Origin of the sequence: Photobacterium sp. WH24 (assembly GCF_019204055.1) — a bacterium.
GTDB classification, from domain to species: Bacteria; Pseudomonadota; Gammaproteobacteria; order Enterobacterales; family Vibrionaceae; genus Photobacterium; species Photobacterium arenosum.
On the sequence record NZ_JAGSOZ010000006.1, the window covers coordinates 78,587 to 97,441 of the forward strand.

An 18,855-nucleotide genomic window follows, 5' to 3' on the forward strand; every position below is an offset into this window, starting at 1 on the left:
TACCATCAGGGGCGGCACACGCCGCTCCGGCAGCATCCTGTCTCAGGCAGGAGCACAAAAAAGCCGACCACAGCAGCGTCGGCTTTTTTTATTCACTTGTCCCGTCCTGAGATGATCAGAACAGCTTATCGGCAACCTTGTACAAATCTGTGCGCACCGGGCGTTTCATATTTTCGATGGCATCAATGATGTCGTGGTGGACCATTTTTTCATTCTGCACCCCCACGCAACGGCCACCTTCGCCCTGCATCAGCAAATCAACCGCGTAAGCACCCATACGAGAAGCCAGAATACGGTCAAAGGCAGTTGGCTGTCCGCCACGCTGGATATGGCCCAGCACGGTGGCGCGGGTTTCGCGGCCGGTTTCCGTCTCGATATACTTAGCCAGCTGATTGACGTCTGTCATCAGCTCGGTAATCGCCACAATTGCATGCTTCTTACCTTTGTAGATGCCTTCTTTGATTTTGGCCAGCAGCTGCTCTTTGTGCAGGCCGGTTTCCGGGGTGATGATGTACTCACAGCCACCGGCAATCGATGCCATCAGGGTCAGATCGCCGCAATGACGGCCCATGACTTCAACAATCGAAATACGCTGGTGCGACGATGAGGTATCACGCAGGCGGTCAATCGCATCAATTACGGTATTCAGCGCCGTCATAAAACCGATCGTATAATCAGTACCGGCCACATCGTTGTCTATGGTGCCGGGCAGGCCGATACACGGATAGCCCATCTCGGTCAGCTTTTTCGCCCCCATGTAAGAGCCATCACCGCCGATCACCACCAGCGCATCGATACCGTGAATTTTCAGGTTTTCGATCGCCTGAGCACGGACTTTCTCATCACGGAATTCAGGAAAACGGGCAGAGCCAAGAAACGTGCCGCCCCGGTTGATCACGTCAGAGACACTGGAGCGGTCAAGTTTCTGAATACGGTTCTGATGCAGGCCCTGATAGCCATCATATACACCGTAAACTTCCAGGCCTTCTGATAAACCTGCGCGAACAACTCCGCGAATCGCCGCGTTCATACCTGGGGCGTCACCGCCACTGGTCAAAACACCAATCTTTTTAATCATGGTTACCCTCTGACTTTGGGAAATGAAAATCCTTTCCTTTGCGAGCTGGCCCAAGTCAGCGACTCCGCCTCGCCTCCCTCACGGTGGCGACTCGCGTAAACTGTAACTTTCCTACTAATGTAGGAGTATTACAATTTAGAAAAACGATGTATTGATTCATATCACGTAAACTTGCCATGTGTCGGCAGCCTTGTTGGCATACTGGAACCCCGAGTGTGTTTTGTACCCCAGGTTGCCGCCAGGCTATATGCCACTAAGTATATGCTTAGTTCGCAATGTCGGCCGCCTCGCCGGCAAATTCTCCCGAACCCTGACGGTAAGTATGGTTTCCGGCCACATGGACAGCTAAATATTATTCGCAGTATAGCGGTTTTGTGATGAAATTTAATAACAAAATTGACAAGTTAAGCTCATGGTGACAACAAAAAAAGCCACAACATTTCGTTGTGGCTTCGGTATTTTCAGTCAAATGCAGCATTATTCACTGTGTTTTTCTTTCCATTTCGCCATGCACTCTGCCTGCTTCTCAGCTTTTAATGTCTTGTACTGTGCTTTCTGCTCCGCTGTCAGAATGTTGAGCATGTCGTGACGTTTTTTCATCATGCTCACACGACGCTCAATTTGTTGATCTGACATTTGCTTGGCCAGATCACGCACTGCATTTTCATCAAAGTTGTCGGCTAGCAGCAAATCTTGCATCTTATCGTGATTTGCTTTCATGGCTTCACGGCCCTGGGCCATGTTTTCGCGCATCTCTGCCTTATTGCTCTCGCGCAGGCTGCGCATCTGCTCTTTTTGCGCGTCGGTCAGATCCAGAGACTGCATAACGCCGCGCTCGGCACGATGACCACCACAGTCGCCATAATGACCTTTACCATGAGACTTGCCCCCTTCCGCCAGTGCCGAAACGGAGCCCAGCAGCATAGGTACCGCTAATACCATAGCGACTGTCGTTTTCATTTTCCGGGTCATAGTCTTATTCATATCCTGTTCTCGCTCTGTTGATGTCCGATAAGCAAATACTACCCGCTGGCAGGTAAACTGTTGTCGTGAAAACGTAAAGCTGGGTAAAGCACTGTCATCCGGCTTGGCCTGCTTTCGGGCATAGGGGATACTTAACCTGAATCATTTAGAGGGTATGGAATCAGTATGGCAAACATTCTTCTGGTCGATGACGATAATGAACTGACAGCACTGCTCAATGACATCCTTCTGCTGGAAGGCTTCACAGTGCGCGTCGCGCACAATGGTGAGCAAGGGCTGTTAATGGTTGATGAAGACACAGATCTGATCCTGCTGGACGTCATGATGCCAGTCATGAATGGCATTGATATGCTGCGTAAACTCCGCGAAACCACCAGCACGCCAGTGCTGATGCTGACCGCTAAAGGCGAAGAGATCGACAGAGTGCTGGGACTCGAGCTGGGCGCGGATGACTATTTACCCAAGCCTTTCAGTGACAGGGAACTGCTGGCCCGCATGCGTGCTATTTTACGCCGCTCCCGCATGGTGCAGGACAACCAGAGCGAACCAGACTGCATGACCTATCTGGATCTGACCATTTATCCCGGTCGCCAGGAAGTTACCTGTAACGGTGAGCTGATCGACATGACAGCGACTGAGCTGGCCCTGCTCAGCCACCTGATCCGCCACCCCGGCACAGTAGTGACCAAACAGGATCTCAGCCTGGAAGTGCTGGGCAAACGCCTGGCGCCGTTTGACCGCGCCATCGACATGCATGTCTCAAACCTGCGTAAAAAACTCCCCCCGCGCGAAGACGGTAAGCCCAGAATAAAAACCCTGCGCGGCAAAGGCTATCTGTTTGTGGAGGCGGGATGAAGCGGCCCCTGTTTAACCTGCCTGTGTTCAGCCTGCCCATTTTCAACCGGCTCTCCAGCCGGATCTTTGCGATTTTCTGGCTGACCCTGATGCTGGTCGTTGTGGTGCTATTACTGTTACCGCACCTTGACCCACGCTCGCAACACACTATTCCTCAGCCGGAACTGAATCGTTATCAGGACGCGGCGGAGCGCATCTCTGAGCGCTTGAGCAGTCAACCCGGCACCCTGCTGGAAAAACTGCAGCCGCTGGCTGATCCCAAGCGCCACAAAGGTATGCAGTTGTATTTCACCAATGACGACGGCGAGCTACTCACGCCGCATCAGCGCACCAAAGCGTTGCGCAATTTCATTACCAGTGCCGACAGCCCGGACGCGCCGCGCCAGAAACTCTACGGCCGCTGGATGGTGGCCGGGCCTTTTCTGGTCAAGGATCAGCAGCAAAGCGCGCTGATGTATATCGGCAGGGTGTCGCACCGGCCACCGCCTTTCTTTCTGCGCATTCTCGATCAGCCTTTTCATCTGCTGCTGCTGACCATGCTTATCAGTACGCCGCTGCTGTTGTGGCTGGCCTGGGCATTAAGCCGCCCGGCGCGCAAACTGCAGGAAGCGGCGCAACGGGTGGCGAGCGGACAATTCACCCAGGATCCGGCACTCGAATCCTCCGGGCCGCGCGAATTTCGCCAGGCTGGTGCCAGCTTCAATCAGATGGTCACCTCGGTCAATCAGATGATAGGCGGGCAACAGCGGTTGCTGTCGGATATCTCTCACGAGCTGCGCTCTCCCCTGACCCGGCTTCGCATGGCAACCGCCCTGGCCCAGCGCAAGCAGGGCAACAGTCCGGAGCTGGATCGGATTGATACCGAAGCGGAGCGCCTGGAAGCCATGATCGCCAAACTGCTGGAACTGTCGCGGATGCAGATACACGGGCAGGAAACCCGCGAATACAGTGATGCGGTCAGCCTGTGGCAGGAGATGCTGGATGATGCCGAATTTGAAGCCAGTCAGCACCAGAAAAGCCTGACCTGCAGCCCGCTGCAGCCCTGGCCGCTGGCCGGAAACCCCGAGTTGCTGATCAGTGCCCTGGAAAATGTCGTTCGTAATGCCATCTACTACAGCCAAGATCGCATCGAAGTTCAGTTCAACGCCAATGACCACTCGCTGACCGTGACCATAGACGATAACGGCGAAGGGGTGCCCGATGATCAGTTGAAAGATATTTTCCGGCCTTTCTATCGGGTATCAACCGCCCGGGATCGCCACAGCGGCGGCACCGGATTGGGGCTGGCCATCACAGAAAATGCCATTCGCCAGCACAATGGCAGCATCACCGCCAGCCGCAGTCCGCTGGGTGGCCTGCGAGTGACCCTGCTGCTGCCGCTGGCGCAGAAAAGCCAGCGTCACTCGTTGTCACAGCCGGAAGCACGGTAGTCCCGGATCCCCATGCCGGTCCAGCGTTTGAACGCTTTGGCAAACGCACTGTCGTCCGCATAACCAAAGTACAGCGCCAGGTTAGCCTGTGTGCTGCCCTTTTGGTTCAGCATCTGCAGCGCCTGCTGTTTTTTTATCTGCTCAGACAATGCCCTGAAGCTGACGCCAAAATCCGCCAGCTTGCGGTTGAGGTGGCGCTCGCTGAGATTACACAAGGCCGCGGTCTGGGCGCGGGTCAGGCTGGGTTGCTGTGTCAGCAGATGGCTGATCTGCTCCAGAAAAGACGCTGGAGCCAGGCGTTTCATCTGCTGCTGGGCCAGCCGTATCAGCTGAGCCTGCAATTCCGGCTGGATGTCACGCCGGCTGCACAGCCAGTCTTCATCACTGAAAACCATGTAGTTCCCTGTCCGGGAAAAACAGACCTGGGTATCGCCAAACACCTCATGGTACAGGGCTAACGGCGCCTGAGGCGAATGCTCGAACGCGACCAGCTTTGGGATCACCGGGCCGCTGGCGACCACGGCAGCGCCCTGCATCACGCTGGCAAAAATGGCTTCCAGCCGCGCGGCTCTGGCCGCTTCAAAATGAGGACGGTAGACCAGGTGCCAGCCTTCCTGACTGTGGAACCGGGCAAAGCGTCCGCCTTCTCCGACCAGATCAGAAAAACGCAACAGATTGTCTACCGCACCGGCCAGATTGACACTGCTGAGTAACAAAAAGCCCAGCATATCAAACTGATCGATCTGCAGCTGGCGGCCAATCCGCAACCCGACCCCGTCGCAATCGGCGTGATCCGCAATCGCCTGCCAGAGCTGATCCTGCAGCGACAGCGGCAAGCGCTCACCGGCCGGACAGGCAGCCACCTGGCGTCGCAGCGCGTCCGGCAGAGCTAACCCCAAAGACGGCAGAAATTTAAGAATCGCTTTGCTGAATCCTGATGTAACAGTGCTGGGGTACATAGCGCTAACCCGGGCAGTCAATTGATCATACTTACCGCCGTTATACCACAGGCCCGCCGGCGAGCACCGTGATACGGCTCGGAACCCGGCTGTTATTTCGGGCCATTACGTCCCGAATTAACCTGTTCACGTCCCGTCTGGGCCATAGCAAAGTGTTAACAAAAAGTTAATGATAGTATTCAGGACCTAAACAGAGAGTCATTCAGTATGCATCCCTACGTTGTGATTGGAGCCGGGCCTATGGGCCTGTGCACAGTGCGCCGCCTGGCCGAACAAGGATTGCCTGTCATCGGGCTGGAAGCCCATGCCGATGTCGGCGGACTGTGGGACATCAGCAGCCCGACCAGTACCATGTACCAATCGGCTCACCTGATTTCCTCCAAGCGAATGACAGAATTCTCTGATTTTCCCATGGCGGATCATGTGGCCACCTACCCGAAACATGATCAGCTTTGTCGCTATTTTCAGGATTATGCACGGCACTTTAATCTGTATGGTCACTATCGTTTCCATGCCTGGGTGGAAAAGGTGGAACCTTGCCAGGGCAACTGGCTGGTCACATACCGTCAGCATGGTGAGACCTTTACCCTGATGGCATCCGGGGTATTGCTGGCCAATGGTACGCTACATCACCCCAGACGGGGCAACTTTGGTGGTGACTTCCAGGGTGAGCAATTTCACAGCAGCGATTATAAAAGCGCCGAGGTCTTTGCCGGAAAACGTGTACTGATTGTCGGCTGTGGTAACAGTGCCTGCGACATTGCGGTGGATGCCGTGCACCGCGCCCGCTCGGTTGATATGGTGATCCGCCGCGGGTATTACTTCCTGCCCAAATTTGTGGCGGGCATACCCACAGATACCCTGGGTGGCAAAGTGCGCTTGCCGAACCGGCTGAAGCAAATGGTCGACGGCACCCTGGTCCGGCTGATCTCCGGCAAACCCAGCCAGTTTGGCCTGCCAGATCCCGACTACCGTATGTATGAATCCCACCCTGTGGTCAATTCCATGTTCCTGCACCACATAGGGCACGGTGATATCACAGTGCGGCCGTCGATTGAGCAACTGTTGCCGACTGGTGCGCGTTTTCAGGACGGGCAGGAAGCAGAGTATGATCTGATCCTTGAGGCCACCGGCTACTCACTGCATTACCCCTTTATTGACCGCCAGCACCTTAACTGGAACGGTGATGCACCTGGCCTGTATCTCAATATTTTCACGCCACAGCATGACAACCTGTTTGTGATGGGGATGGTAGAAGCCTCAGGTCTTGGCTGGCAGGGACGCGATGATCAGGCTCAGCTGGTGGCCCGTTTTATCCGAGCCCGCCATGAGAAACCGGCCGCAGCAGAGAAATTCATGCACAAAGTCCGCCAGCAGGCCAGCCGCAGAATTGATGGCGGTATTGCGTACCTGAACCTGGAACGCATGGCCTACTATGTACACAAAGCCGATTATCTGGCGGCGCTGAACCACGAAATTCGCCAGCTGCAATGGGAGAGCTGAATGTCGAGCACTAGCCTGCTGTTACTGAATCTGATTCTGGCGATGATGATGTTTGGCATCGCCCTGAGTCTCAAACCGGCCGACTTCCGCCAGGTTGTTCGCCAGCCCAAAGGCCCCCTGACCGGGCTGGCTGCCCAGTTTGTGCTGATGCCGGCACTGACCTGGCTGCTCACCCTGCTGGTGCCCATGCCCGCCGAAGTGGCGCTGGGATTAATCCTGGTCGCCAGTTGCCCCGGCGGCAGCTTTTCCAATATCGTCACCTATCTGGCCAAAGGCAACACGGCCATGTCCATCAGTATGACTGGAATCGCCAGTGTCGCCGCGACCTTCATGACCCCCTTTAATTTCATGTTTTATGCCAGCATGAACCCGCACACCGCCCAGTTACTGAAGCAAATTGCCGTACCACCGGAAAGCCTGTTTATTGTGGTGGCACTGGTGCTGGCGTTACCGCTGACGCTCGGACTGTTCTGCAGCCAGATGGCCCCCGGCTTTGCCAAACGCAGCGAACCCTTTTTCCGCATCATCTCGCTGCTCACCCTGTTCGGTTTTGTGGCTATCGCGCTGATCACTAACTGGCCGCGCTTTATCGCCGGCGCCAGTGTCTTCCTGCTGGCCGTTATCTTCCACAATGCTCTGGCGCTGGCCATCGGCTGGCTCTGTGCCTGGGTCATGAAGTTGCCGGTTGCTGATCGCCGGGCGATCACACTGGAAGTCGGCCTGCAGAACTCCGGCCTGGGACTGGGCATCATTTTCACCTTTTTCGGCGATCTGACCGGTATGGCCATTATTGCCGCTGGCTGGGGGATCTGGCATCTGATCAGTGGCATGGGACTGTGCTACTGCTGGCACCGGCTGGATAACCGCCGCGCTGCCCTCACCTCACCTGTTTCATCCACTCGCGAACAGCATAAAGGGACCTTATGACACAGCGAATTTTAATCACCGGCTGCCAGGGCTATCTGGGCCGGCAGCTCAGTGTACGCCTCGCCCAGCACGCCGAGGTATTTGGTATTGATATTCATGATGCTCAGCCTGAGGGCGTCACCTACCAGAAAATGGACATTCGTTCTGCCGCGCTGAGCGATTTCATTGGACGTCACCACATCAGCCATGTCATCCATCTGGCCAGTATTGTGCAGCCATCCCGTGACAGGCAAAGAGACTATGACATTGATGTCAACGGGACGGAAAACCTGCTCAAAGCCTGTATCAATCATCAGGTCGCCCATCTGACGGTCACCAGCAGCGGCGCCGCTTACGGCTATCATGCCGACAATGCAGAGTGGTTGCGTGAGTCCGACCCGCTGCGGGGGAACCGGCATTTTTCCTACAGCTACCACAAACGACTGGTGGAAGAGATGCTGGCCGCATACCGCGTCGCCTACCCGGAACTGCAGCAGCTGATCCTGCGCCCGGGCACTGTGCTGGGCGCTGAGACCAACAATCTGATCACTGACCTGTTTCGCAAAGACAAGTTACTGGCCGTTAAAGGCTCGCCGTCGCCGTTTGTCTTCATCTGGGATCAGGACGTCGTCGATATCATCACCGAGGGGGTCAGCCATAGTAAATCCGGGCAATTCAATCTGGCGGGAGACGGTGCCCTCAGCGTTCACCAAATCGCCGATATTCTCGGTAAAGACACCCGTGATTTACCGGCCTGGCTGCTGAAAAGCGCCCTGCGGGTCGGCAAGCTGCTGCGTATGACCCAATACGGGCCCGAGCAACTGGATTTTCTTCGCTATCGCCCCGTGCTGGCAAACTACGCGCTGAAATTTGATTTTGGCTATATCCCGAAAAAAACCTCGCTGGAGGTGTTCGAATATTATGCCAGCCAGCAAGGGTTGATCCCGGCCAGGGAGTGTCAGCATGACTGAGCACAAACCTGTTGCCATCCTCACCGGCGCCGCCTCAGGGCTGGGCCGCGATCTGGCGATTCGTCTGTCATATGGCTACCGGCTGTATCTGATAGACAGGGACCAGGATAAGCTGACTGAACTGGCCGCCACGCTGGAAGACAGCCGTTTTTTTGTCTGCGATCTGGCTGACAGCCATGCCATAGACACACTGATTACTGATATCCGGCAGCGCGAGCCTGAGATTGCGCTGCTGATCAACAATGCCGGTATTACCCACCGCTCGCTGTCCCGTATTACGCAACCGGCAGTGATAGAAAAAGTCATGGCGGTGAACTTCTTCGCGCCGGTCCGCCTGACCCAGGGGCTGCTGCCGCTGCTGGTGCAACACCAGGCCAAAGTGGTCAACATCAGCTCGATGGCAGGCTGGATGCCTGTTTTGGGCCGGGCCGGTTACTGCGCCTCTAAATCAGCCCTGCACCAGTATTTTGAAACTTTCCGGGCTGAAATGCACAGCGACGGCGTGACAGTTCTGATGGTCTACCCGAGCTTTCTCGATACCCCCATAGAGCGCAACGCCCTCAATGGCGACGGGGGCCGCAGCCGCCATCAACGCTCTATGGTCGGTAAAATACGCCCCAGTTCGTGGATGGCCGAGCAGATTGTCACTGCCATCCGGCAAGACAAACAACGGCTGTTCCCAGATGCCTTTACCCATTTTTCCAGCCTGCTGTACCGTTTGCTGCCTCGGGTTTTTCTGCACCTGATGAGCCGGAAATTTGCCACTGAGCTTGAGGTCAAACCATGACACTGGTGTGGCTGGGCCTGGCGATTATTCTGGCCTTTGGTATTGAAGCCATGACGGGATTTGGCAGTATAGTGCTGGCGCTGTCGCTGGGGGCGCTGGTCATGGATCTGGCATCACTGGTTCATATTCTGGTGCCGCTGAATCTGCTGATGACGGCGCCGCTGGTCTGGAAGCTCAGACAGCACATACAGGTTTCATTCCTGCTGCGTTCCGTGTTGCCCATGATGCTGGTCGGCACAGCCGTCGGCGTCGGGCTGACCCCCTATGTCCCCGAACTGCTGAGCAAAACCCTGTTTGCCGGCCTGATCATCTGGTTCGCCGCCCGAGCCCTGCTGCAACCAGCAGCGGTTGAGATGCCTTCACTGCGGCGGCACTCCACCATCACGGCGGCCGGGATCACCCACGGCCTGTTCGCGTCCGGCGGCCCGCTGCTGGTTTATGCGCTAGCCCGCACCTCGCTGGATAAAACCCAGTTCAGGGCAACCTTGCTGACGGTCTGGTTCAGCCTCAATGGTTGTCTGACCCTGTATTTTATCCAGGCCGGCGAACTGACACCCTACCGGGAAACCTTGCTCTGGCTGGCCCCCTGTGTCGGTATAGGGGCATGTATCGGTAACCGGATGCACCACAGTATCGATCAGGCGCACTTCAGCAAGCTGGTGTTTGGTGTCCTGCTGGCCGTCGGGCTGATTCTGATGACCAACACATTGTTTTCCTGGGCAGCGCTCAGCACTGGTTCCGGGCTATGAATGCAGGCTACAATAGTGTTTTTGCCGCTGTTGTAGCCTGACCATGTTTGATATCGCCCTGTACGAACCTGAAATTGCGCCCAATACGGGCAACATTATTCGCCTGTGCGCCAATTGTGGTGCGCATCTGCATCTGATTGAGCCGTTAGGCTTTGATCTGGAAGAGAAGAAATTGCGGCGTGCCGGTCTGGACTACCACGATCTGGCCCATGTGCATCGTCACGCCAACTTTGAGGCCTTCCTGGCCGCCACTGCCGGTCGCCGCCTGTTTGCCTGCACCACCAAAACCACCCAGTACCACACCCAGGCCCGGTTTCAGGACGGCGACATACTGTTGTTCGGCCCGGAAACCCGCGGCCTGCCGGCAGCTGTCATAGAGAGCCTGCCCCAGGCGCAGCGGCTGCGCATCCCTATGCATCCGGACAGCCGCAGCCTGAATCTCTCCAACGCAGCCGCCATCATTGCCTATGAGGCCTGGCGCCAGTTTGATTTTGCCGGAGCCAGATAGCCCGGGCAGCAAGACAAAAAAGGGGTCTGCCGACCCCTTTTTCACGATGAGATATTGAAGGCAATCGGCACTCAGATACCGTCACCGGCAATAAAAGTCTGGTAAATGCCATTAAACTGCTGATCCATATCCATGGAAGGTTTGTCGCTGCTCGGACGGCCGACAATTTTCGCCGGTACACCCGCCACTGTGGTATGAGGCGGCACAGGTGCCAGCACCACTGAGCCCGAACCAATCTTGGCCCCTTCACCCACTTCAATATTCCCCAGCACTTTGGCACCGGCGCCTATCATCACCCCTTCACGGATTTTAGGGTGACGGTCGCCGCACTCTTTACCTGTCCCGCCCAGCGTCACATCCTGCAAGATAGACACATCGTTTTCGATAATTGCCGTCTCACCAATCACGATACCGGTAGCGTGGTCAAACATGATGCCCTGACCGATGCGGGCCGCCGGATGCACATCCACCTGACAAGTCACTGAGATTTGATTTTGCAGATAAATGGCCAGTGCTTCGCGCTTTTGCTTCCACAACCAGTTGGCAACACGATAGCCCTGCAAAGCGTGAAAGCCCTTCAGATACAGAAGCGGCACAGAAAATTTGTTGATAGCAGGGTCACGGTCAACAACGGCGCGAATATCGCACGCGGCCGATTCCGTCAGCATACTGTCCGCAACATACGCCTCTTCCACCACTTCCCGCACTGCCATTGCAGGCATGGAAGGGGTAGCCAGCTTGTTCGCCAGTATATAGCTGAGTGCGGCACCCAGATTATCGTGCTTAATGATGGTGGCATGGTAAAAACTGGCCAGCATGGGCTCCTGCTCAGTCAGCACCTTGGCCTCTTGCTTGATCGTCTCCCAGACGGCTTGCTGTTGACACTCCCTCACGTCGTCCCCTGTATATCCTTTATGTGTTTGCACCATAGCCTGCACCCTACTCACCTGATGAGTATCGACTGCTGATAATGGTTATAACTTTAAACTTCTCAGAAAAAAAAACAACGCGGGCTTTTTTGCCCGCGCTGTGTTGTTCCGGTAAGACAACTTTTCCAGCCGCTCACTCGTCTTTCTTGGCCCGTGCCAGCAGATCTCTGGCGGCCTCGCGCGCATCTTTACCCTGATAAAGCACCTGATAAATCTGCTCGGTGATCGGCATATCCACACCAAAACGCTGGGCAAGAACCCAGACTTCTTTGGTATTACGATACCCCTCAACCACCTGGCCGATACTGTGCTGCGCTTCATCAACCTGTTTTCCCTGCCCCAGTGCCAAGCCAAAACGGCGGTTGCGCGACTGGTTGTCGGTACAGGTCAGCACCAGATCGCCCAGCCCAGCCATACCCATAAAGGTTTCCGGCTGAGCACCCAGCGCCGCACCCAGACGGCACATCTCGGCCAGTCCGCGGGTGATCAGAGCGGTGCGGGCATTGGCACCATAACCAATCCCGTCTGACATTCCGGCACCGATAGCAATCACATTCTTCACCGCGCCACCCAGCTGCATACCGATAAAATCGTTATTGCTGTAGACCCGGAAGCTTTTATCGCAGTGAATTTTATCCTGCAGATCTTTAACAAACCCGGCATCCGGTGACGACACCGCTATCGCGGTGGGCAAACCGGCGGCCAGCTCTTTCGCGAACGTCGGCCCGGAGAGGACAGCCAGAGGCACCCCCTCGCCCAGGATCTCATGGGCGACATCCTGCAGCAAACGTCCGGTTTCCGGCTCCAGCCCTTTGGTGGCCCAGCAGATCCGCGAATCATCACGCAGGAAAGGCTTCATCTGTTTCAGCACATCGGCAAAAGCATGGCTGGGCACCACCAGCAGTAAATCCCGGCTGGCTTTAACGGCGGCTTCCAGATCCACACTTAGGATCAGCGAGTCCGGAAAGGCCACGCCAGGCAGAAATGCCTCGTTGGCCCGATCTGTTTCCAGCTGCGCCATATGCGCAGCGTTATGGCCCCATAAAATGACATTAGCGCCATTACGGGCCAGCGAGATGGCCAGCGAGGTGCCGTAAGAACCGGCACCCAGCACTGTCATCGTTATTGCGTTATCAGTGATTGAGGTCATGCTGTGTCGCCAATCAGGCTTGAGTGCTTTCCTGGTTACCTTCCGCCTGACTTTGCAGGTAGTTCATGAACAGGGCATCAAAGTTAACCGGTGCCAGGTTCAGTTGCGGGAAAGTGCCTTTGACAACCAGGCTGGAGATAGTTTCACGTGCGTACGGGAACAAGATGTTCGGGCAGAATGCACCCAGGCAATGGGCCAGTTGTGGCGCTTCCATACCGGCTACAGAGAAAATACCGCCCTGCTGAACTTCACACAGGAACGCCGCTTCTGACGCATTGTTCACTGTGACTGTCAGACGCAGTACGACTTCGTACACACCTTCCGCCAGCTCACGACTCTGCGTATCCAGATCCAATTTCACTTCAGGGTTCCATTCTTTCTGGAACATTTCCGGCGAGCTTGGCGCCTCGAAAGACACATCTTTCAGGAAAATGCGTTGGATTTGGAAGTTCTGTTGCGCTTCGTTGGTCGCTGCTTCAGCCATGTTATTGTCCTTTTTTGATGATTTCGTTAAGAAATCTGTCATTTTTACCGGAATCTTCCGGCCTGAAATAAAGGGCAGCTGACACCGTCAGCCACCTGAGAGTTCAAGAACTTATTTCTTTCCCTGCACCAGAGGCAAATTGGCCTCATTCCAGGAAATCAATCCGTCCTTCAGCAGGCTAACTTTAGCGTAACCCGCTTTGTGCAGCAGGCTGGCACTTTCCTGCGCCGTCTGACCTGTTTTGCATACCACAATGATGGGGGCTGACTTATACTTTTCAAGCAGTCCAAAGTTCTCGGCTTTAATTTCGCTTGGTAAAATGTGAAGTGCGCCTGCAATGTGGCCACGCTGGAAATCATCTTTGCTGCGAATATCGACAAACACGCCGTCTTCACGGTTGACCAGCACTGTCGCCTGATTAGGGGTGACAACGGCATAACCCGCGGTTTTTTGCTTCACCATGGAAGATATCAGGGCCAGAACCAGGCCAACCCAGACCAGTGACAAAATGGGATTACTCGTAACAAACTCTATGAATTGCTGCATGATTTTCGCTCTATTAACCTTTACTGCCTGCCGGATTCCCGCACAGTGGCAAGATTCAACCAAAATTAAGGAAACTGAGTATACCTGTGGCCGGAATGATGTACAGCCACCCGCCACATTTACGCGTCACGGCTCACTGCTTTCTGCGCAATAACCACACATCGCAAGGCGCCGCCTATAACTACAATAGAAAAAAACGCATTCTCAGATCTTACGTTACACAGTAGAAATGAATATATTCTAGGTAGTAAAGATAACAAACCATTTACAGCAATGTTTGATCTGAACTACAAAGTAGCGGTGATTTTGTAGTAAAATTACCGACCTGACTACTTACCTGAGCGCCTTGATACGACATTACAGCCGGATGTTGAGGTAATTGGTCTACATTTTCAGATTGTTCACATTTATGGAGAGGACAGCTTATGTCTGCTAAGAAACCACTGGCTCTGGTGATTCTGGACGGTTGGGGATACCGCGAAGATACCGCAAATAACGCGATTGCCAACGCCAACACCCCGGTACTGGATAACCTGATGGCGCATGAAGCCAACACCCTGATCCAGGCCTCCGGGCTGGACGTGGGCCTGCCTGATGGCCAGATGGGTAACTCAGAAGTGGGCCATACCAATATTGGTGCCGGCCGTGTGGTGTATCAGGATCTGACCCGCATTGCCAAATCCATCTCCGACGGTGAGTTCCAGCATAATCCTACGCTGGTGAAAGCCATGGACAGCGCTATCTCCGCGGGGAAAGCCGTTCACATCATGGGGCTGATGTCACCTGGCGGTGTTCACAGCCACGAAGATCACATTGAAGCGGCCGTGAAAATGGCGGCAGAACGCGGTGCTGAGCATATTTACCTGCATTGTTTCCTGGACGGCCGCGACACGCCACCGCGCAGCGCACAAGCCTCTCTGGAACGTTTCGACGCGCTGTTTGCCCAGTTGGGCAAAGGCCGTACCGCCTCTCTGGTTGGCCGTTACTACGCCATGGACAGGGATAACAACTGGGAACGCGTCGAGTCTGCCTATGATCTGCTGACCGCAGCCAAAGGGGATTTCACCGCCGCCTCTGCCGTCGAAGGCCTGCAGGCTGCGTATGCCCGCGAAGAAAACGACGAATTCGTCAAAGCCACAGTGCTGCGTGCCGACGGCCAGCCTGATGCCGCCATGCAGGACGGTGATGCGGTTGTCTTCATGAACTTCCGTGCAGACCGGGCCCGTCAGATTTCACGTGCCTTCCTGCCAGCTTTCAGCAGTTTTGAACGCAAACAGTTCCCGGCATTGCACTTCGTGACCCTGACGCAATACGCCGCAGATATCGATTTGCCATCCGCGTTCCCGCCGGAAAGCCTGACCAACACCTTAGGCGAATGGCTGTCGAAACAGGGCAAAACCCAGCTGCGCATTTCTGAAACCGAGAAATATGCTCACGTGACCTTCTTCTTCAATGGCGGTGTCGAAACCGAGTTTGACGGCGAGTCCCGCGCCCTGGTGGCATCACCAAAAGTGGCAACCTATGATCTGCAGCCTGAAATGAGCGCCCCTGAGCTGACTGACAAGCTGGTCGCGGCCATCAAAGGCGGTGAATTCGATATGATCATCTGTAACTACCCGAACGGCGACATGGTCGGCCACACAGGTGTCTACGATGCCGCGGTGAAAGCCTGTGAAGCCATTGATGAAAGTATCGGCCGTGTAGTTGAAGCCATCAAAGAAGCGGACGGACAGCTGCTTATCACCGCCGACCACGGTAACGCTGAAATGATGGTGAACCCGGAAACCGGGGGCATTCATACCGCACACACTAACCTGCCTGTGCCGCTGATTTATGTCGGCAACAAGCAGATCAGCCTGAAAGACGGCGGTAAGCTGTCTGATCTGGCGCCAACCATGCTGTCATTGACCGGGCTCCAAATCCCGTCAGAGATGACTGGTCAGGTGCTGTACGATCTGAAATAATCCCGGACATGCGGGAATTATTTTATAGTGCAATCTGTACACTCCGCGCCAGTGCCTTAGGCACTGGCGCTTTGCTATGCCTGGCGTTCAGTGCCTCCGTGTCTGCCGACGGTCAGAATCAGCTTGACGGCATGAAACAGGAAATAGCACGGCAGCAAAAACAGCTGAGCGATAAAAAACAGCAGCTCAACGATGTCCAGAAAACCCTGAAACAACAGGAGCTGGCCATCGCCAGAGCGGCCGGCAATATTCACGCCGCCGAGCAAAAAGTCGACGGCCTGATACGCTCTATCAGCCAGCTGGAAAAAGAACAGCAGGCACTGCTACAACGCCAGATTGGCCAGCGTGAGCTGCTGAAAGAACTGCTCACCAGCCAGTACAAAATGGGCAAATCCTCGCCGCTCGCCAACTTACTGGGCGAAAGCGACCCTGCCCGGTTAGACCGCATGGCCATCTACGCCTCACACCTCAGCCAGGCTCGCAGCCATGCACTGGATGAACTGGCCGCCACGGATACCGAACTGCAGCTCAAAAAACATCAGTTAAGCGAACAGCGTAATGAGCAGCAAACCCTGCTTAGCCAGCTGAAAAAAGACAGGGCGACACTGCTGGGCAGCCAGCAGGCGCGTAAAAGCACGGTCAGGGAATTGCAGGGCCAGTTGAACGCAGATAAACGCTACTTAACTGAACTGAAAAGCAATGAATCACGCCTGATCACTGAAATTGCCAAAGCCCGCAAAGCGGCCGAGGACGCGGCGCGTCAGGCCAGAGTCAGTATGGATGGACTGGGCAAATACAAAGGTAAATTGCCCTGGCCGGTTTCGGGCAGAATTCGCCACGCATACGGTAGCCCGCTTCAGGGTGAGCTGCGCTGGAAAGGCATGGTGATCGGTCAAGCTGTGGGCAGCGAAGTAAAAGCCGTACATGGCGGGAAAGTCGTCTTTGCCGACTGGTTGCGCGGCTACGGCCTGATGGTTGCCGTGGATCACGGCCAAGGCGATATGACCTTCTACGGTTATAACCAGACCGTGCTGAAAAAAGTGGGCGATACCGTGCAGCGTAACGAAGCCATTGCCTTGGTTGGCGACAGCGGCGGGCAGGAATCACCGGGACTGTATTTTGAAATCCGCCGTAAAGGCACGCCAACCAATCCGCAGCCCTGGCTGACCGTTAACCGCATTTTATGACACGCAGCACCCGGTAACAGAACAAGGATGGTTCGAATGAAGGGGTTATTCAGTGTAGGGCTGGTCTGGCTGTGGCTCTGGGCATCGCCGGCACAAGCGGCCAGACTGGCGATCGTGATTGATGATCTGGGTTATCAGCATATGCCTTCCCCGTTATCAGCACTCCCGCCGCAAATCAGTGTCTCCATCTTGCCCGAGACCCCTTATGACCAGCTGACCGCCCGTCAGGCCCGGCAGGAATTCAGAGACGTGCTGCTCCACATGCCGATGCAGCCGAGCAGGACTGCGCCGCTCGAAATGACCACCCTGACCGAGGCCATGAGCAAGGAAGAGCTTCAGAGCAAGCTCCGCTTTGCGCTGACACGCGTGCCGGGCGCGGTGGCGGTCAATAATCATATGGGCAGTGCCCTGACCCAGAATCCGACCGCTATGGGCTGGGTGATGGAAGTGCTCAAACAAGAGCATCTGGCCTTTCTCGACAGTCGCACCACCGCCAGATCCGTCGCGCAGTCGCAAGCTCAGGCGGCACACATTCCCGCCCTGCGCCGCCATGTTTTCCTGGATCATGTCCCGACCGAAACCTTCATCCGCCGCCAGCTGAAACAGGCCGTCTTACAGGCGAAAAAACAAGGCACTGTGATCGCGATAGGCCACCCGCACCCAATCACACTATCGACACTCACTGCCATGCTGCCCGAAATTCAGCAACAGGTCACCCTGGTTCGCTTGTCTGAGCTGTTTCCCACCGGCAGCTGACAAAAAAACGGTGTGCCGAGGCACACCGTTCCGTTTGTTTGCTTCTGAGGGGGAAATCAGTCCCAGCTCAGAATGACTTTACCGGACTGGCCGGAGCGCATGACATCAAAGCCCTGCTGGAAGTCATCCACATTATAGTGGTGGGTAATGATTGGGCTCAGATCCAGGCCAGACTGAATCAGGCTCGCCATCTTGTACCAGGTTTCGAACATTTCACGGCCATAGATACCTTTGATCACCAGGCCTTTGAAAATCACCTGAGTCCAGTCGATACCCATGCTCGATGGCGGAATGCCCAGCATAGCCACCTTACCGCCGTGGTTCATGCTCGACAGCATGCTGTTAAACGCAGCAGGCACACCCGACATTTCCAGACCGACATCGAAGCCCTCTGTCATGCCCAGCTCTGCCATCACGTCTTCCAGCTTTTGCTCTGCCACGTTGACCGCACGGGTCACACCCATCTTGCGGGCCAGATCCAGCCGGTATTCGTTCACGTCAGTAATCACGACATGACGGGCACCTACGTGCTTGGCAACCGCCGCCGCCATGATACCGATAGGGCCGGCACCTGTGATCAGCACATCTTCGCCTACCAGGTCGAAAGACAGCGCAGTGTGCACAGCATTGCCGAACGGGTCAAAAATCGACGCCAGATCGTCAGAAATATTGTCCGGGATCTTGAATGCGTTGAACGCCGGGATCACCAGATACTCAGCAAAGGCCCCTTCACGGTTGACACCCACACCGATAGTGTTACGGCACAGATGGGTGCGGCCGCCACGGCAGTTACGGCAGTGGCCGCAAGTGATATGGCCTTCGCCGGAAACACGGTCACCGATGTCAAAACCACGGACTTCCTGGCCAATCGCGACCACTTCACCCACGTATTCGTGACCCACCACCATAGGCACTGGAATCGTATTTTGTGACCACTCGTCCCAGTTATAGATATGGACGTCAGTGCCACAGATAGCGGTTTTCTTAATCTTAATCAGCAGATCGTTATGGCCCAGTTCAGGCTTGTCGACCTCTGTCATCCAGATGCCTTCTTCTGGCTTCAGTTTTGCTAATGCTTTAATTTTCATGATGCTTTCCACAAGTAGCCC

Annotated in this window: 19 protein-coding genes; 11 read left to right on the top strand and 8 right to left on the bottom strand. The window is 55.3% G+C overall.

The genetic code is table 11. The features are described 5' to 3' along the window. Positions 1 to 115: 115 nt before the first annotated feature. Positions 116 to 1,078: a 6-phosphofructokinase gene (pfkA, locus tag KCG43_RS09170; protein WP_027250596.1), complete on the bottom strand. Its 963-nt coding sequence runs from the start codon at positions 1,076 to 1,078 to the stop codon at positions 116 to 118. Positions 1,079 to 1,555: 477 nt separating this feature from the next. After that, positions 1,556 to 2,062: a CpxP family protein gene (locus KCG43_RS09175; protein WP_370630678.1), complete on the bottom strand. Its 507-nt coding sequence runs from the start codon at positions 2,060 to 2,062 to the stop codon at positions 1,556 to 1,558. A gap of 165 nt (positions 2,063 to 2,227) precedes the next feature. Between KCG43_RS09175 and KCG43_RS09180 the strand changes: the two genes are divergently transcribed. Further along, on the top strand, positions 2,228 to 2,917 hold the full coding sequence (locus KCG43_RS09180) for a response regulator (protein ID WP_192015970.1): 690 nt from the start codon (positions 2,228 to 2,230) through the stop codon (positions 2,915 to 2,917). Continuing rightward, the gene (cpxA, locus tag KCG43_RS09185; protein ID WP_218384452.1) at positions 2,914 to 4,347 is read left to right on the top strand and encodes an envelope stress sensor histidine kinase CpxA; all 1,434 of its coding nucleotides are present in this window, start codon (positions 2,914 to 2,916) and stop codon (positions 4,345 to 4,347) included. The genes KCG43_RS09180 and cpxA overlap by 4 nt, the downstream gene beginning before the upstream one ends. On the opposite strand, the gene KCG43_RS09190 is transcribed toward cpxA, so the two are convergent. Beyond that, the gene (locus KCG43_RS09190; RefSeq protein WP_218384454.1) at positions 4,317 to 5,306 is read right to left on the bottom strand and encodes an AraC family transcriptional regulator; all 990 of its coding nucleotides are present in this window, start codon (positions 5,304 to 5,306) and stop codon (positions 4,317 to 4,319) included. The two genes, cpxA and KCG43_RS09190, sit on opposite strands and share 31 nt — an antisense overlap. Positions 5,307 to 5,513: 207 nt before the next feature. On the opposite strand from KCG43_RS09190, the gene KCG43_RS09195 reads away from it, so the two are divergent. From KCG43_RS09195 to trmL, 6 genes are read left to right on the top strand one after another with little or no spacing between them, the layout of a single operon-like run. Continuing rightward, a complete protein-coding gene (locus KCG43_RS09195; protein ID WP_192015973.1) occupies positions 5,514 to 6,809 on the top strand; it encodes an NAD(P)/FAD-dependent oxidoreductase in 1,296 nt (431 codons plus the stop codon). Beyond that, a complete protein-coding gene (locus tag KCG43_RS09200; RefSeq protein WP_218384456.1) occupies positions 6,810 to 7,736 on the top strand; it encodes a bile acid:sodium symporter family protein in 927 nt (308 codons plus the stop codon). It begins immediately after the preceding gene. Continuing rightward, positions 7,733 to 8,686, top strand: a complete 954-nt coding sequence (locus KCG43_RS09205; protein WP_218384458.1) for an SDR family oxidoreductase — start codon at positions 7,733 to 7,735, stop codon at positions 8,684 to 8,686. The genes KCG43_RS09200 and KCG43_RS09205 overlap by 4 nt, the downstream gene beginning before the upstream one ends. Beyond that, positions 8,679 to 9,473, top strand: a complete 795-nt coding sequence (locus KCG43_RS09210) for an SDR family oxidoreductase (protein ID WP_192015976.1) — start codon at positions 8,679 to 8,681, stop codon at positions 9,471 to 9,473. The genes KCG43_RS09205 and KCG43_RS09210 overlap by 8 nt, the downstream gene beginning before the upstream one ends. Further along, on the top strand, positions 9,470 to 10,222 hold the full coding sequence (locus KCG43_RS09215) for a sulfite exporter TauE/SafE family protein (protein WP_218384460.1): 753 nt from the start codon (positions 9,470 to 9,472) through the stop codon (positions 10,220 to 10,222). Before KCG43_RS09210 ends, KCG43_RS09215 begins: the two co-directional genes overlap by 4 nt. Positions 10,223 to 10,265: 43 nt before the next feature. Further along, entirely contained in the window at positions 10,266 to 10,730 is a 465-nt protein-coding gene (gene trmL, locus KCG43_RS09220; protein WP_218384462.1) for a tRNA (uridine(34)/cytosine(34)/5-carboxymethylaminomethyluridine(34)-2'-O)-methyltransferase TrmL, read from the top strand. A gap of 71 nt (positions 10,731 to 10,801) precedes the next feature. Here the strand turns inward: trmL and cysE are convergent, their stop codons facing one another. The 4 genes from cysE to KCG43_RS09240 all read right to left on the bottom strand — a co-directional run bounded on the left by cysE (position 10,802) and on the right by KCG43_RS09240 (position 13,839). Beyond that, on the bottom strand, positions 10,802 to 11,659 hold the full coding sequence (gene cysE / locus KCG43_RS09225) for a serine O-acetyltransferase (protein ID WP_225445185.1): 858 nt from the start codon (positions 11,657 to 11,659) through the stop codon (positions 10,802 to 10,804). 133 nt (positions 11,660 to 11,792) lie between these two features. Beyond that, the gene (gene gpsA, locus KCG43_RS09230) at positions 11,793 to 12,809 is read right to left on the bottom strand and encodes an NAD(P)H-dependent glycerol-3-phosphate dehydrogenase (RefSeq protein WP_311567646.1); all 1,017 of its coding nucleotides are present in this window, start codon (positions 12,807 to 12,809) and stop codon (positions 11,793 to 11,795) included. Between the two features lie 13 nt (positions 12,810 to 12,822). Further along, positions 12,823 to 13,293: a protein-export chaperone SecB gene (gene secB / locus KCG43_RS09235; RefSeq protein WP_027250588.1), complete on the bottom strand. Its 471-nt coding sequence runs from the start codon at positions 13,291 to 13,293 to the stop codon at positions 12,823 to 12,825. A 111-nt stretch (positions 13,294 to 13,404) separates the two neighbouring features. Beyond that, the gene (locus KCG43_RS09240) at positions 13,405 to 13,839 is read right to left on the bottom strand and encodes a rhodanese-like domain-containing protein (protein WP_192015979.1); all 435 of its coding nucleotides are present in this window, start codon (positions 13,837 to 13,839) and stop codon (positions 13,405 to 13,407) included. Between the two features lie 425 nt (positions 13,840 to 14,264). Here KCG43_RS09240 and gpmM point away from each other — a divergent pair, with 425 nt between their 5' ends. The 3 genes from gpmM to KCG43_RS09255 are packed head-to-tail and all read left to right on the top strand — an operon-like array spanning position 14,265 to position 17,746. Beyond that, positions 14,265 to 15,803, top strand: coding sequence for a 2,3-bisphosphoglycerate-independent phosphoglycerate mutase (gpmM, locus tag KCG43_RS09245; RefSeq protein WP_192015980.1), 1,539 nt, complete (start codon positions 14,265 to 14,267; stop codon positions 15,801 to 15,803). Positions 15,804 to 15,811: 8 nt separating this feature from the next. Further along, on the top strand, positions 15,812 to 16,990 hold the full coding sequence (locus tag KCG43_RS09250) for a peptidoglycan DD-metalloendopeptidase family protein (RefSeq protein ID WP_218384463.1): 1,179 nt from the start codon (positions 15,812 to 15,814) through the stop codon (positions 16,988 to 16,990). 36 nt (positions 16,991 to 17,026) lie between these two features. Then, positions 17,027 to 17,746: a divergent polysaccharide deacetylase family protein gene (locus KCG43_RS09255; RefSeq protein ID WP_218384464.1), complete on the top strand. Its 720-nt coding sequence runs from the start codon at positions 17,027 to 17,029 to the stop codon at positions 17,744 to 17,746. Positions 17,747 to 17,802: 56 nt separating this feature from the next. Here the strand turns inward: KCG43_RS09255 and tdh are convergent, their stop codons facing one another. Next, complete coding sequence (tdh, locus tag KCG43_RS09260) at positions 17,803 to 18,834, bottom strand: L-threonine 3-dehydrogenase (RefSeq protein ID WP_027250583.1); 1,032 nt, start codon at positions 18,832 to 18,834, stop codon at positions 17,803 to 17,805. Positions 18,835 to 18,855: the final 21 nt, after the last annotated feature.